The organism is Oceanobacillus chungangensis, assembly GCF_003369565.1.
GTDB lineage: Bacteria > Bacillota > Bacilli > Bacillales > Amphibacillaceae > Oceanobacillus > Oceanobacillus chungangensis.
In genome coordinates, this window is sequence record NZ_PIOD01000025.1 from 167753 (window position 1) to 183074 (window position 15322).

Below are 15322 nucleotides of genomic sequence, written 5' to 3' on the forward strand. Positions count from 1 at the left end.
TAATTATATTAAAGGTTTATGATTATGTGTAGCAGATAAGCAAGTAAGTATGTTTACGGGCTTATCTGCTTAAAGTGCAATAAAGGAGCATTGCATGGTTAAATTGATTATCCGAAATTCCATTCTCTTTTTCCTGCTTTTCCTAGGAATCTTTATTGTAGGTACACAAGGGGATAAAGTTTATGCGATGATTGCAGACTTTTTAGAACAGGACAGTGGGGTATTGACGGTTGTTAGTGTTGATGTTCAACATGGCTATCCAATTAAAAATAGTAGATTTCAAATCATAGACGGAGAAACGAATGAAGTAATAGAGGAAATCGAAACATCTATTGATGGGGTCGCTACTACTGGTTTATTACCTTTGGGGCATAACTATTATGTGCAGCAAACAAATGTATTAAAGCCGTATCAATTGAATACCGAGCGACATGAGCTGATATTCAGCATCGAGAATAATAGAATTACGATTGAAAATGATGTTCCAAGCTTTATCAAGGAATATAAACGAACAGCGGAAAAGGATATTGTGGTTACAGCGGTTAAACTCCCTGTAGAATCAATTCTACAAACTCCGGAACTGCCAAATGGTTGTGAGGTAACTGCACTTGCGACGGTTCTCAACTATTATGGGTATAAAACAAATAAACTGGAATTAGCAGATAAATATATGCCTAAGGTTGCATTTACCCGGTCCAATAATAAACTCTTTGGTGCAGACCCATATCAGGCCTATGCAGGTAATCCAAGAAGTAAAGGGCAAGGATTTTTTACTTATGCACAACCAATCGTTAAGACAGCAGAGCGTTATTTCGCTGAGAGTGAGGGAAAACATTCGGCAAGAAATATTAGCGGAAGTTCAAAAAAAGATATTCATAATCTACTTTCTGAGGGTATTCCGGTTATTATTTGGACGACTGTTGACATGAAAGAGCCACGTGTTAATTATTCCTGGCATATTAGAGGGACAAACGAAAAGATTAAAGTACCAACAAATTCGCATACCGTTGTGTTAACTGGATTTAATGATGATTCGGTGTTTGCGATGGACCCACTGAAAGGGCATGTCACATATCAAGCGGATCATTTGTTTGGTATTTATGAGCAGGCTGGTGGGCATGCGATGGTTGTGTATTAAGATTGAGCAATGTATTGAAGTGGATATGAGACCGGCTAAAGATGCTTGAGCTGGAACGTTCATGTGCTGGTCGGAGCACAGGTATCACAGGTAGAATCGTTTATGTTACAGACCTGGAATGACCATGCAAAGCAAAGAGGTCAGACATAGTTAGAAGCTAGATAATAAATTCCAAAGCCACAACTAGCGAACGTGATCAACTTCATTCTAATTAAAATCGGTTATCCAATTTGGATAGCCGATTTTATTTTTTATTTCTTATAAATTTACTCCCGCTGCTATTTGCTCTTAGTCTATCCATCAAATTAGCTGATTTTTCCGCAGCCGCGTTTGTTGTTGACGCGTCAATAGCTAATATTTTATAGCTGTCATTTGCTTTTTCCAAATCGAATATCGTCTGCTGCTCGCTTCCAGACGGTAATTCTGTTTTTTGAATAATGAATTCCTCATTTATTTCTTCAATTAATATGACAGCTTTATCACCCTCAAAGCGATCTAGAATACCTTTCATCCTTTACCCTCCTACACAAGCTATTCCTTCATTTTTAATATCAGTAATTCTTGCAGGACCAATTCCTTTAATACGGGAGAGTCCGTCCACAGAATCATACGGTCTCATATCGAATAAATCCTGTGCTCTTTCGGGTCCAATATGAATGATTGCTTGTACTTCGTCAATTGATGCTCGATTAATATTGATACATGAAGCTACACCTGTCGTAGTTTCTTCATTTTCTTCGTTCAGATTATTATCTTCATTAAAAGTATTTGCTGAACCAGTACTTGAAGGGCTGATAGTACCGTCCTTGTTAGTTGCAATACTATAATCTTCCCCATCGGTAGTAACAATAATCGTGCCATTTACATCTGTACCGTAAAGTTCAATTCCTTCATTTAGAACCGTGGAGACAACTTCTTGACTTGGATGACCATAGCTATTGTCTAAGCCAGCACTATAAATAGCGATAGAAGGACTGACAGCTTGAAGAAATGCCTTGTCAGTTGACGTGTTCGAACCGTGATGACCAAGCTGTAAAATATCTGCCTCGATATCAATACGAGTACCAATCATTTCTAATTCTTCACTTTTACCAGCATCGCCAGTAAAGAGAAATTTCGTATTTCCATATGTAAAGAGAATGGAAATCGATTCTTCGTTCGTTTTGCCAGAAATCGATGTTGGATAAAGAACGTCTAGTTTAAGTGGTCCAATATCAAATGATTCTCCAGTTCTAGGTTCATGATAGTCTGCATCACTTGCAATAACTGCTTCAATTGCATTTTGAAAAGTTTCCGATGAACTTTCATTTCCTGAAAGCCATACTTCACCGGTATCATATGTTCTTACAATCTCTGCTAATTGCCCGATGTGATCAGCATCTGGATGACTAACGATAATTAAGTCGATAGTTGAGATATTCTGGTTTGCTAAATAGTTCACAACTTCATTTCGATTCCAATCACCAGTGTCATAAAGAATCGTGTAGGAATCTTGTTGATCTGAATACTGAAATAATGTGGCATTTGCCTGGCCAGCATCGATGTAATGGACCTTTAGCTCGTTTAGATTTGCATTACTACTCGTTTCTTCACTTGTTTGTGAGGCTGCTGGGATTTCTGCAGTAGCTGAAGTAGCCTCCGTGTTAGATGCTTCCTCTGCAGTCTCTTTTTCCTCACTATTTTCAGTTTCTTCTGACTGCGGCTTCGCTTCGTCGAGAGGATTTTCAGACACAGCCTCCTGTTCAACCCCTTGGCCACAAGCAACTAATAGAACAGAGAGAATGATAGAGAAAATTAATTTCAATAGTTGTGTACCTCCTTAGGTGCCTGTCACTTCCTGAACTTCGTCAATTCTTCTTGTCGATAATATCTATGAATTTAATTTTCTAGGCTCGTGGTCTATTAATAATTAATTTTTGCCATAGTACAAAATCGAATTATTACAGCTAAAAGGGCACAGTTAATTAAGTTTTCCACTTTTGCATTTTCGAGTTGAATATTTTATCTTAGAAACAAATAATTAATAGATTAAAACTAAAGGTGAGTTGATATGGCTAGGAAGAGACGTATATTGTTACCTTATTCATTTTACCATATCATTTCCCGCGGAAATAGACAGGGTGCGCTTTTTCATGAGGAGATTGATTATAAAATATCCCTTCATTTGTTTCATCAAGTGAAACAAATAATACCATAAGAGATTGCTTCTTGTATTTGGAAGATAGATGTTGAAGCTGAGGAATTTACGATAAAACAAAGGAAAAAACAGATGAAGCATAAATTAAAAGAAAGCAAATTAGCAAATTTTTTACAGGTTCTATTTTTATTTGGTGCACTATTATTGATATTAATAATAGTAGAGTACGGGATGTTCGGAACAATTTTAGGGACGAGGGACGAAACTGAAGTTATCACTTTTGGATTTCTCGATCGCTGGAAAAGCGATGAGAGAGCAGTTATTCTTATTGAAGAATTAGATATGGAAATAGTTGTACCTGAACATAATCTTCCAGGAGGCAGCCGAGTTCATTCGTGGTTTCAAATTACGTTGAAAGAAGATGGGATAAAACATATTTTGATAGATTATGAGAAAACAAAGCTAGAGAATAAGAAAGCATTGCAGTTAAAACAACGGTTGAATCGTCTTAAGGGAGAATAGTTTGAAGATTGTATGGATGGTCATATGGATATTAATCGAGTGCGAGAAGGCGCTGTACTTACTTTCCTGTAAAAATTCCTGCAGTGGACTGAGTTTGTTTTAAATTACATACTAACACAAGGAAATGGGAAAAATGAGTCAGATTGGCAGGAATCCTTAGTTGTTTGCTGTCCGCACATTATTTGGTAGAGAAGGTACTGTTGGATTTGGTGATACGGTATATTAAAGGGTTAGCTAACTGTAAATTAAATTAAAGACGTAAGCTCGGATGAATCCCCAATCATCCGATTCTGCATCTTTTCTATCGACATTTAACGACAGAACTCGGGGAGTGACAGGCACCCCCTTTTAATGTAGAATTATTTTGGTGAATTTATTTAAAGGAGTAATTAAAGATGGATGCGAAAAATGATGTTAATAAAAATCAGTCAAGAACGTATGTGGAAGTTATTGGCGATACGGTTTATGATAAACATTTGATAGCGACTATTTGTATTAGTTTGATTTTTAGTTTAGGGGCATTTTTAATCGGAAAAAACATTTTCCCTCGTTTTGCTCCGGAAACAATGGTACAGTCTTATTCCTTATTGCTTGGGATTGCAGGTAGCTTAGTGGGACTTGTTGTAAATGCGCTTTTGTTCAAACCAAAGCGTACGCTAAGTGAATCGGCGAATACAAGTGAGGAATTAAAAGAGGTATATGATGAATTACAGTTTGATTTAGCTGAAGAACGAATTGCAATTTTGAATGATCCGGTATTACATAAGGAAATGAAAGAACTCGGAATTGCGGAGATGTATCTTGCAGAAAAGGAGGATCCTAAAAATTGAGTACGTTAATGATTGCGATTATCTTCGCTATTATAGGGGGCGTGCTGTTTACACTGATTGGTATCGTATCAGGATCAGATGAAACAGCCGTTTTAGTGCCCTTCACACTAATTGTCGTATTATTAGGCGCACCGCCAGAGGCCGTGTTTGCTTTCTTTATGTCGGCAATCTTAGCTAAGCACTTAACCCATGCAATTCCCACTGCACTAATGGGGGTTCCGGGTGATACATTAGCAGCGCCCATGCTAGAGCATGCTAATTTTTTAAGAAGAATTGGACTTCCGCACATTGCACTAAGAAAAATGATTTCTGGTGGTGTAATTGGTGCATTTATTGCCCTGCCAATATCTTTATTATTTGCGATGTTCCTTAGTCAATTTGGGGAATTCTTCCAGGAGAACTCAGGGATTATCTTTACTGCAGCGGCAGTTCTGATTGGCTACTTTTCAAAAGGTCGTTGGGTAAGTGTTTTACTTATACTCCCAGTTGCGCTTATTTTCCAAGGGTTAGGATTAATTAGTTCAACTATTCTGGATAAATCACTCTCAATTAGTTTCTTTTTAGGAATAGCGATCGGACCGATGTTAATTGACTTATTACTAGCAACATCGAGAAGTGCTCGGCCAATGGTAGAAAAGAAGGAAATGAATGAGTACAAGCTTGCTCCAGAGAAAAAGGCATGGTCGGGTTATTTTCCAAACCCATTTAAAGTATTAACGAGAAAGCAAGCAGGACAAGTTGCTGGCACTTCCTTCCTGTCCTCTTTCACTTTTGCTTTAAGCCCAGTTGGAATGACGTCACTAATGGGTGAATTAATTGGCTCGAGGATAAAAGGTCAATACAAAAAGGCAACTAGCAGCCTAGCAACGATGAACGGTGTAACGGAATCAACGTATGTTGCGGAAACAATCATTCCATTAGTTGCATTTGGGATTCCGCTCAGTCCAGTTACACTAGGACCTGCTTCCGCACTATTTAATGCTCCACCAGTGTATTCGACGGAGCCGATTAATAATTTACATACGATGCTTGAACCGATTGATTTCCTTGTCTACGGATTAATTGGGCTCATAATCGCAACGTTAATTGCCTATCCATTTTCCATGAATTATGCAAGAAAGGCAACAGTGTTTATAATGAAGAAAGTGAACCAAGAAGCAATTATCGGCATGTTTATTGGTATTGTATGTTTACTGGCGTTTTATGAAGGGGAACTGACCGGAGTACTTGTCACTTTCGCAGTAGCAGTAGTCGGTGGTATGCTGAATCGCTTCCTCGGACTAGGAGTTGGGGTACAGTTTATGATTTACTACGGCTCAAGCTGGATGATCACGACATTACTCGGATGATTAAAGGTATTTACTGACACTTCCCGAGTTTTGTCGAATGAATAGAATTAATCTGCCTTGGTATTTAAAAAATACCAAGGCTTTTTTACTTTCTGATCTTATGAGTTCTAATCAGTCTAGGAACGCAGTTTATTCGACTGTTTTCTACATATTTCGGGAAGTGACAGGCACTCAGATATTTCTTTGATTTAATGCATACTAGCTAGTATAATAAATGTAGGAATCGTTATTGAGATAATATTTAGAAAATAATAATTTTAGTATGGGGGTTATGTGTTGAGCTGGCAAACGAACTACGAGAAATGGAAACAATTTGAGGACCTGGATGTAGAATTGAAGGATCAACTTGAGAAATTAAAGAATGATTCTAAGCAATTGGAAGAAAGTTTTTATAAGACGCTTGAATTTGGCACAGGTGGAATCCGTGGAGAGATTGGCCCAGGTACAAACCGAATGAATATTTATTCTATCCGTAAGGCAACTGAAGGGCTTGCCAGGTACATCGAAGCACATGGTGAGGAAGCGAAGAATCGTGGAGTAGCGATTGCATATGATTCACGCTTTAAATCACCTGAATTTGCAATGGAAGCGGCAAAAACACTTGGTAAACACGGAATACATACATATGTTTTTGAATCACTACGTTCCACGCCAGAACTTTCTTTTGCAGTAAGATATTTACATGCGTATAGTGGAATTGTTATTACAGCGAGTCATAACCCGCCAGAATATAATGGATACAAGGTTTATGGTGAGGATGGAGCTCAGGTTTCTCTAGCCGTAGCAGAAGAAATTATTGAAAAAGTGAATGAAGTAGAAAATGAATTAGAAGTTGAAGTTGGTGGCGAGGAAGAGTTAAAAGCTGCTGGAATCCTGAATATTATCGGGGAAACCGTTGACAATGCTTACTTAAAACAATTGCAAACGATAAATGTTAATCCAGATGTAATCAAACAGGTTGCAGATGATTTTAAAATTGTCTATACGCCTTTACATGGCACCGGAAATATCCCTGTAAGAAAAGGATTGAAGGCACTCGGATTTAAACATGTACAAGTTGTTGACGAGCAGGAGCTGCCAGACTCGAGCTTCCCAACTGTAACATCACCTAACCCGGAAGAGCACGCAGCATTTGAAATTGCTATTCAATATGGTGAGAAACTTGATGCAGATATGCTGCTTGGGACAGACCCGGATACAGACAGAGTAGGCGCAGCTGTCCGTAATAGTGAAGGGGAATATGAAGTGTTGACTGGAAATCAAGTCGGCGCATTACTTCTACATTATTTGATTACAGAAAAGCAGAAGCAAGGAACGCTTGCAGATAATGCCGTTGTATTAAAAACAATTGTAACGTCTGAACTAGGTCGTGACATTGCAACTGCAAATAGATTAGAGACGATTGATACATTGACAGGATTTAAGTTTATCGGTGAAAAAATAAAAGAATACGAAGCATCCGGAGAACATCGCTTTTTATTCGGCTATGAAGAAAGCTACGGTTATTTAATCGGTGATTTCGTCCGTGATAAAGATGCAGTTCAAGCATGTATGCTCCTTGCTGAAGTTGGTGCCTATTATAAATCGAAAAACATGACTTTATACGAGGGACTTCTAGCAGTTTTCGAGCAATACGGCTACTATAAAGAAGGCTTACAATCACTGACATTAAAAGGGAAAGATGGAATTGAAAAAATTAATACGATTTTAATGGCATTCCGTAATAACCCACCACAAGAGATTGCAGGAAAACAAGTTTCTGTAATCGAAGACTATCAAACAAGTAAACGTATTTTAGTAGGGGATAATGTAGAAGAAGAAATCCTCCTGCCAAAATCAAATGTATTAAAATATCAATTATCTGATGGGTCATGGTTCTGCCTTCGTCCATCTGGAACTGAACCGAAAATTAAATTCTATTTCGGTGTAAAAGGTGAAACCTTAGAGGCAAGCAACAATAAACTAGCAGAATTGAAAGACGCAGTTATGGAAAAAGTAAGCAAGTAGAGGTGCCTGTCACTTCTCGAATTTTATCGAATCAAAAATGGTTAGCGATGGCATATCGCTAACCATTTTTTAATGAGACTATCATTTATTGAAGGGCAAGTGCTTTGTGCTTGGAGTGGGTTCTATTGATGGATATGCGCTAAGCTTTGGTCGTTAAAGTGCTCTATTTAATAGTAAGAGTGCTCTATCTTAATCGTTAACGCTCTACTTCCATGGGTAAGGACTCAAACTGGTCATTGCTCGCTCCAACAGCAAGCATGAGATCTTGAATTCACCCCTTAATCGCTCCACCCAGAGTGTATCGCCCTCCATCCCCCTAACACTAAATCAAACTCCCCACTGCACCGACATATGCACCATTATCCAAAAAAATGGGTTCATATGGTAACATAGCCTGGAAACTACTCAATACCTTTTTCAAAGGTTCATTTTCATTAAGTGTTCTGCCTACAAAAACGATTTTTTCGGAACCAGTTGCTACTGCTGCCTGTCCTGCTAACGAGATGATCGTTTCACCAATTAATTGAATGAGACTTGCTAAATGATCCTCATTAGTTGCCTGAGCATTTAAATGAGCTTTTCCGAAGTTTGCAGCAGTTAAATCTCCTAATAAGGGGGCATCGCCCGGTGTATAGATATCCTTAACTAGTAGGTCACTATGTTGGCGATTGCCACTTTCTGCTAGTGCTATGATGTCATGAAATTTCACCTTACCACTTATCAGCATCCCTAGTCCCATTAGGGTGCCGCCACCAATCCCGCTACCAAATAGACGATTATGAGATTCGCCAGCAACATGGAAAACGGACGTCCCTGTGCCGATACTCGTAATGAGAAAATTGTCAGGTAAGCTTTCTTGCTCCTGCTCAAGCAAAAAGCGTGTCCCGTCAATAATTGCCTGAAACTCTTCCTTCAAATGGCTTCTATGTCTCACAAACTTATGCAAATGAGCGCTCTTCCCACCTGTTAAATAAAGCTCGGCATCAGGCGATAAGTCCTTAAGCCATGTTAACAATATATCTACTTCGGAAAACGTTTTGAAAATTAATTCACCATTTTCTTCATAGGCGACTTTGATTAAGGAACCGCCAGCATCTATTCCAACTTTCTCTACCATCGAATCTACTCCCCCTTGTCTGTTATACTTGAAATCATAAAGGAAAGAGCTAAAGAGAACAAACATTAAGCATATTCTTCTTCTTATTTGGCATTACAGGGGTTTGTCACGTAAAATAGTGATAGATGAAACTTTTTTACTAGGGTAAACGTAAGAATTATAGAATCCAACAAAATATTGGAGTTGATTTGATTTGTTAGTATTTTTACAATTTATGTTACGAGGGACAGTAGCATTTATCGCAACTGTAGCGACATGGTTGATTAGTTTTTTTACATTTGAACAAACCTACCTTCTCTCAAGTCTATTCGCAATTATAGGGGGAGTTGTTGTTTACTATTCAGTAAAACAAATGACGAAATTCAGCTATTTGAGGAGAATTGGACTCTCGAAAAGAGAATATAAATTCATAGACAATAATTTACAGGAAGCAAAGAATAAGATTTCCCGTTTAAATAAAGCCTTGCTTAGTATTCGCAGTATTGACCAAGCAAGGCAGAACTTCGAGATTATTCGTACCGTAAAGAAAATATACTCGAACACGAAAAAAGAGCCGAAACGTTTTTACCAAGCAGAAGGTTTTTACTATAACCATTTAGATTCGCTTGTAGAATTAGCCGAGAAATTTGCGTTTCTATCTTCACAGCCGGTGAAAAACCGTGAGATGATGGAGGCTTTAAGAGATACACGGATTACGATTGCGATTCTTGGAGAAACAGTAAAAAAAGACCTGTACATCATGCTCGATGACGATATCGACACATTGCATTATGAATTGGATGTAGCGAAGCGGTCAATTAGTAAATCAAAGAAAAATGACTGGAGGGTATTGAAATGAATCAGTATAAGGAAAATCAACGACAAGATAATATCGATGAATTACTAGCAAATCCGTTTGGCAAGTCGGAACTAACGGAGTCCGCGTCAAGTACTCCGCAAACAACGGACAAACCGCAGCGATTAGTTGATAAGATGACAGAAGAAAATAAGCAAAAGGCAATCCAATTAGCAAAACAAATAGACCCTGAAGAAGCACAGTCGATTACAATGTATGGAACGGAAGCACAATCCAAGCTATTAAATTTCTCACATTCAATGCTCGATCAGGTTCAAAATAAAGATATCGGGGAAATTGGCGATATTTTAAAGGACCTGATGAAGAAACTTGAGCACGTGAATCCAGATGAACTCCAACCAGAGAAGCGGGGAGTATTTGCACGGATGTTCGGTCGGATTTCGAACTCAGTGAATGAGGTGCTTTCTAAATATCAAAAAACTGGTGCGCAAATTGATAGAATAAGTGTGAAGCTTGATCGAAGCAAAAATGCATTAGTACAGGATAATCAGAGCCTTGAGCAAATGTTTAACAAAAATCGCGATTATTATGATGCGCTTAATATTTATATCGCTGCTGGTGAAGTGAAAATGGAAGAATTAGAAACGGTCACGATTCCAGCACTTAAACAAAAGGCTAACCTAAGTCAAAGTCAAATGGATTACCAGGACGTTAATGACATGATGCAATTTGCCGAACGGCTGGAAAAACGGATGCATGATTTGAAATTGAGTCGTGAAATCACGATGCAAAGTGCACCACAAATACGATTGATTCAAAATACGAATCAGGCATTAGTGGAGAAAATCCAAGCCTCCATTCTCACGGCAATTCCGCTTTGGAAAAACCAAATTGCAATTGCACTTACTTTGCTGCGTCAGCGCAATGCTGTTGAGGCCCAGAAGCAAGTATCACAAACAACAAATGATTTATTATTGAAGAATGCAGAAATGTTAAAAGTAAATACGATTGAAACTGCGAAAGAAAATGAACGCGGGCTTGTTGATATTGAAACTTTGAAGAAAACCCAAGAACATTTACTATCAACGATCGAGGAAACGCTTCGTATTCAAACAGAAGGCCGGGAAAAACGCTATCAGGCAGAGCGTGATTTAGAAAATATGGAAAATGAGTTGAAACAAAAGCTGTTAGAATTAAGATAATTAGTGTGAAATATTGTGAAGATAAAAGCTGCTCGTTGTTAATGAAACCTATTAACAACGAGCAGCTTTTTAATTTAAACATAATAAAATACAATTTTAGGTTTCATTTTCAAAAAGATAGGGAATGGAAGGAAGAGCGAAAATGGGCTAAATAGATTGATTAAGGTGTACTTGGAATGGGGAGATAGGCGATAAGATTTAAAAGCATTTTATCAAAATAATTTTTTCCTTTATCCCTCTTTGACGTGTTCATGTACTGTTAGAAGAGGAAAATATCAATCTACATAATAATATCAACGTGAGGGTACTATACGGGCCCTCGTACATGGATAAACACTTTGCGACCAAGTGAGGGGGTTAACCAGTCAGTATAAAGTCAGTATAAACGAGCTATTATTTTACTTCGGTTTATTCATTGATTGTTTCATTTTCTAAGAGAGTCACTAATTCTGCCAAAGCCTCTTGCCAACTAGGCTGTTCTTTTTTTTGACTTTTTCACAAATGGAATTATATTTGGAAATGAATGTTTGATAAACCTCATTAATCAAGCCCTTTCTCATTAATATTTTTAATATTAATAAAATTCATAACTATAATTGTTCAATGGGAAAAAATAAATACATAAAAATATGGAGGTGCATGACAATTGCTGAAATTTGATCATGTTTCAAAAATATATAAAGGTGGCAAACATGCGGTTAGTGATTTGAATATGGAATTTGAAAAAGGAGAATTTATTGTTTTTATTGGGCCGAGTGGCTGTGGTAAAACAACGACGATGAAAATGATTAATCGCTTGATTGAACCAACGGAAGGAAGTATATATGTTGACGGGGAAGACATTACGAAAGTCGATCCTGTCCAATTAAGAAGGAAAATCGGTTATGTTATCCAGCAAATAGGATTATTTCCTCATATGACAATCGAACAAAATATTTCGCTTGTTCTCAAATTATTAAAATGGCCAGAAGAAAAGCGGCGTGAACGTGCTAGAGAATTACTTACCTTAGTAGATATGACTTCAGATTATTTGGATCGTTTTCCACATGAGCTTAGTGGCGGACAACAGCAGCGGATTGGTGTATTAAGAGCATTAGCGGCAGACCAATCATTAATCTTAATGGATGAACCATTTGGAGCACTCGATCCAATCACACGTGATTCCCTTCAGGAGGAATTTAAGAAACTTCAACGGAAACTAAATAAAACGATTGTGTTTGTTACTCATGATATGGATGAAGCACTGAAGCTAGCTGACCGAATTGTCATTATGCGTGATGGGAAAATCGTTCAATTCGATACACCGGATGAGATATTACGAAACCCAGTGGATGAATTTGTAGAAGCATTTATCGGGCAGGAGCGTCTCGTGCAGGCGAGACCAAGTATTCAAACCGTTGAACAAATTATGAATCCAGAACCTGTTACGGTAATGGGAAATCAGACATTATCTGAAGCAATTAAAATAATGAAAGCGCGACGTGTAGACACCTTGCTTGTTATCAATGAAAATCAAGTACTGCAAGGATATATCGATGTTGAAATGATTGATCAGAAACGGACAAAATTAAGTCTTGTATCAGAAGTAATGGAACAAGAGATGTTTAAGATGGAAATTGGAACTTTGGTAAAAGATACGATTCGAAAATTCTTGAATCGGGCAATTAAATATGTTCCTGTTGTCGATGAGAAGAATCGCTTAGTTGGAATTGTAACAAGAGCAAACCTTGTCGATGTTGTGTACGATTCCATTTGGGGTGATGATGAGATTGTATTATAAAACAAAGATTATAGAGATGGGATGGATACGATGATTAGCTTCTTTAGTGAAAATGGTTTGGATTTATTGATAAAAACATTGGAACACCTATATATTTCGCTTGCTGCTGCAGGAATCGGAGTAATTATTGCCATTCCGCTCGGGATTGCCCTAACAAGAATAAAAAAAGTTGCAGGGTTTATCATGGGAATTCTTAGTATCATACAAACGATCCCGAGTTTTGCCATCTTAGTTCTATTTATTCCGATACTTGGAATTGGAAAGGTACCCGCAATCGTAGCCTTATTTATTTATTCTCTTTTACCAATTTTGCGCAATACATACACAGGAATCAGTGGCGTAAGCAGTAATTTACTAGAGGTTGGAAAAGGAATGGGAATGACAAGCTGGGAAAGGATTATTAAAGTAGAGTTGCCGCTTGGAATTCCCGTTATTATGGCTGGGATCCGTTTATCAACAGTTTATTTAATTGGTTGGGCAACCCTTGCATCATATATCGGTGCGGGTGGTCTTGGTGATTATATTTTCAGTGGTCTAAACCTCTATCAAACTGAATTTATTCTTGCAGGTGCAATCCCAGTTACAATACTGGCATTACTAACGGACTTATTGCTAGGCAAGGTAGAAGAGTGGGTTACACCAGCTGGAATGAAAAAATTGAAAGCAAAGGTTTAAGCAGAGGAGGGAACACGACAATGCCAAAACGAATAATAGGACCCATCATATTGGCGATGACTTTGATTCTCGGAGGATGTTCGCTCCCTGGTCTAGGTGGAGCGTCTGGAGATTCAGTTCGAATCGGAACATTAACGACGTCAGAATCACAAACGATGGGACATATGATACGACTATTAATTGAACATTATACAGATCTAGATGTTGAAATGGTAAATAATCTAGGTACCGCAATTGTACAGCATCAAGCAATGCTGGAAGACCAGGTTGATATTACATCAACACGTTATACAGGTACAGATTTAGCTGGTGCATTAGGGATGGATCCAGTGAAGGATCCAGATGAGGCAATGAATATTATCCAAACTGAATTCACAAAGCGTTTTGACCAAACATGGTTTGATTCTTATGGATTTGAAAACTCCTATGCATTTACTGTAACGAAGGAGTTTGCAGAGGAACATCAACTTGAGAAGGTCTCTGATCTTGAAGCACTTGCAGGTGATATCAGATTTGGTGTCGATAACTCATGGATACAGCGTGAAGGTGATGGATATGCAGGATTTATTGATGTATATGGATTTGAATTTCCGAAAATATATCCGATGCAAATCGGGCTTGTCTATCAAGCATTAGCAAATGATGAAATGGATGTTGTGCTCGCATATACGAGCGATGGAAGGATTGCTGCAGATGACCTGCAAATTCTGGAGGATGACAGACAGTTCTTCCCACCATATGATACTTCGCTAGTTGCTACCAACGAGATATTAGAGAAACATCCTGAATTGGAAAGTATTTTGCAGAAATTATCTAACACAATCGATACAGAAGAAATGCAGCAGCTAAATTATGAAGCAGATGGAAAATTACAAGAGCCTGCTAGTATTGCAAGAAACTTTTTAGAAGAACATCACTATTTCGAGGAGGCTAAGTAAAATGCAGCTTATTCAGGATTTACTCGTCTATTATGCAGATAATGCCTCGTACGTATGGGAACAATTTTACCGGCAATTCCTTATGTCTGCATATGGTGTGCTATTCGGCGCAATCGTTGGGATTCCACTCGGGATTTTAATTGCCCGATATCATAAATTAAGCCCATGGGTACTTTCATTAGCAAATGTTATCCAAACGATACCAGCATTGGCAATGTTATCCGTACTAATGCTAGTAATGGGACTCGGAGCGAATACGGTTGTCTTTTCCCTATTTCTCTATTCTTTATTACCGATTATTAAAAACACGTATACCGGAATTAACAATGTTGACCATGCATTGCTTGAATCCGGAAAGGCGATGGGAATGACGAAATTCCAAGTATTACGGATGGTTGAGCTGCCACTTGCATTATCGGTTATTATGGCAGGTTTACGTACTGCAGTTGTCGTTACCATTGGTGTTGCTACAATCGGAACCTTCATTGGTGCAGGTGGTTTAGGGGACATTATTATTCGAGGTACCAATGCAACCGACGGAACAGCAATCATTCTTGCAGGGGCCATTCCAACTGCATTGATGGCGATTATCGCCGATGCGCTCTTTGGCTGGTTAGAACGAAAGCTAGCACCAGGTAAAAAGAAAAAAGGTATCTTTAGTCGAGATGAAGTAACCGTATAATCACATGATCTGATCCATCCCATGATTTTTGGGGTGGATTTTATATACTAATTATTACTGAAGGATGTAACAGAAATGACAATCCATAATCATTCTTGAAAAAAATGTTACATGCACAATACGTGATGGTACGTTATTAGTAGCAGATA

The 15322-nt window shown here is 38.1% G+C and carries 14 protein-coding genes; 11 read left to right on the plus strand and 3 right to left on the minus strand.

Annotated features, from left to right (window positions below; translation table 11 throughout):
* Nucleotides 1–94 precede the first annotated feature (94 nt).
* Nucleotides 95–1138, plus strand: coding sequence for a C39 family peptidase (locus tag CWR45_RS17010; protein WP_115751036.1), 1044 nt, complete (start codon nucleotides 95–97; stop codon nucleotides 1136–1138).
* A gap of 244 nt (nucleotides 1139–1382) precedes the next feature.
* On the opposite strand, the gene CWR45_RS17015 is transcribed toward CWR45_RS17010, so the two are convergent.
* Nucleotides 1383–1649 (minus strand): DUF3006 family protein, encoded by a 267-nt coding sequence (locus CWR45_RS17015; protein ID WP_115751037.1) that lies wholly within the window; start codon nucleotides 1647–1649, stop codon nucleotides 1383–1385.
* A 3-nt stretch (nucleotides 1650–1652) separates the two neighbouring features.
* Entirely contained in the window at nucleotides 1653–2942 is a 1290-nt protein-coding gene (locus tag CWR45_RS17020) for an MBL fold metallo-hydrolase (protein WP_115751038.1), read from the minus strand.
* A gap of 465 nt (nucleotides 2943–3407) precedes the next feature.
* On the opposite strand from CWR45_RS17020, the gene CWR45_RS17025 reads away from it, so the two are divergent.
* From CWR45_RS17025 to CWR45_RS17040, 4 genes are all read left to right on the plus strand, one after another.
* Nucleotides 3408–3797 carry a hypothetical protein gene (locus CWR45_RS17025; protein WP_115751039.1) on the plus strand — a complete coding sequence of 130 codons (390 nt, stop codon included), beginning with the start codon at nucleotides 3408–3410 and terminating at the stop codon, nucleotides 3795–3797.
* A gap of 395 nt (nucleotides 3798–4192) precedes the next feature.
* Nucleotides 4193–4627: a hypothetical protein gene (locus CWR45_RS17030; protein WP_115751040.1), complete on the plus strand. Its 435-nt coding sequence runs from the start codon at nucleotides 4193–4195 to the stop codon at nucleotides 4625–4627.
* Entirely contained in the window at nucleotides 4624–5976 is a 1353-nt protein-coding gene (locus CWR45_RS17035) for a tripartite tricarboxylate transporter permease (RefSeq protein ID WP_115751041.1), read from the plus strand. Before CWR45_RS17030 ends, CWR45_RS17035 begins: the two co-directional genes overlap by 4 nt.
* A 276-nt stretch (nucleotides 5977–6252) precedes the next feature.
* Nucleotides 6253–7983 (plus strand): phospho-sugar mutase, encoded by a 1731-nt coding sequence (locus tag CWR45_RS17040; protein WP_115751042.1) that lies wholly within the window; start codon nucleotides 6253–6255, stop codon nucleotides 7981–7983.
* A 322-nt stretch (nucleotides 7984–8305) separates the two neighbouring features.
* On the opposite strand, the gene coaW is transcribed toward CWR45_RS17040, so the two are convergent.
* Nucleotides 8306–9100: a type II pantothenate kinase gene (coaW, locus tag CWR45_RS17045; RefSeq protein ID WP_170138900.1), complete on the minus strand. Its 795-nt coding sequence runs from the start codon at nucleotides 9098–9100 to the stop codon at nucleotides 8306–8308.
* Between the two features lie 193 nt (nucleotides 9101–9293).
* Between coaW and CWR45_RS17050 the strand changes: the two genes are divergently transcribed.
* The 6 genes from CWR45_RS17050 (at nucleotide 9294) to CWR45_RS17075 (ending at nucleotide 15173) form a co-directional block, all read left to right on the plus strand.
* A complete protein-coding gene (locus tag CWR45_RS17050) occupies nucleotides 9294–9938 on the plus strand; it encodes a 5-bromo-4-chloroindolyl phosphate hydrolysis family protein (protein WP_245975448.1) in 645 nt (214 codons plus the stop codon).
* Nucleotides 9935–11098 (plus strand): toxic anion resistance protein, encoded by a 1164-nt coding sequence (locus CWR45_RS17055; protein ID WP_115751044.1) that lies wholly within the window; start codon nucleotides 9935–9937, stop codon nucleotides 11096–11098. Before CWR45_RS17050 ends, CWR45_RS17055 begins: the two co-directional genes overlap by 4 nt.
* Before the next feature lie 646 nt (nucleotides 11099–11744).
* Nucleotides 11745–12878 (plus strand): betaine/proline/choline family ABC transporter ATP-binding protein, encoded by a 1134-nt coding sequence (locus CWR45_RS17060; protein ID WP_115751045.1) that lies wholly within the window; start codon nucleotides 11745–11747, stop codon nucleotides 12876–12878.
* Nucleotides 12879–12899: 21 nt separating this feature from the next.
* Nucleotides 12900–13553, plus strand: coding sequence for an ABC transporter permease (locus tag CWR45_RS17065; protein WP_115751046.1), 654 nt, complete (start codon nucleotides 12900–12902; stop codon nucleotides 13551–13553).
* 20 nt (nucleotides 13554–13573) lie between these two features.
* Entirely contained in the window at nucleotides 13574–14491 is a 918-nt protein-coding gene (locus CWR45_RS17070; RefSeq protein ID WP_115751047.1) for an osmoprotectant ABC transporter substrate-binding protein, read from the plus strand.
* A gap of 1 nt (nucleotide 14492) precedes the next feature.
* Nucleotides 14493–15173: an ABC transporter permease gene (locus CWR45_RS17075; RefSeq protein WP_115751048.1), complete on the plus strand. Its 681-nt coding sequence runs from the start codon at nucleotides 14493–14495 to the stop codon at nucleotides 15171–15173.
* Nucleotides 15174–15322 lie beyond the last annotated feature (149 nt).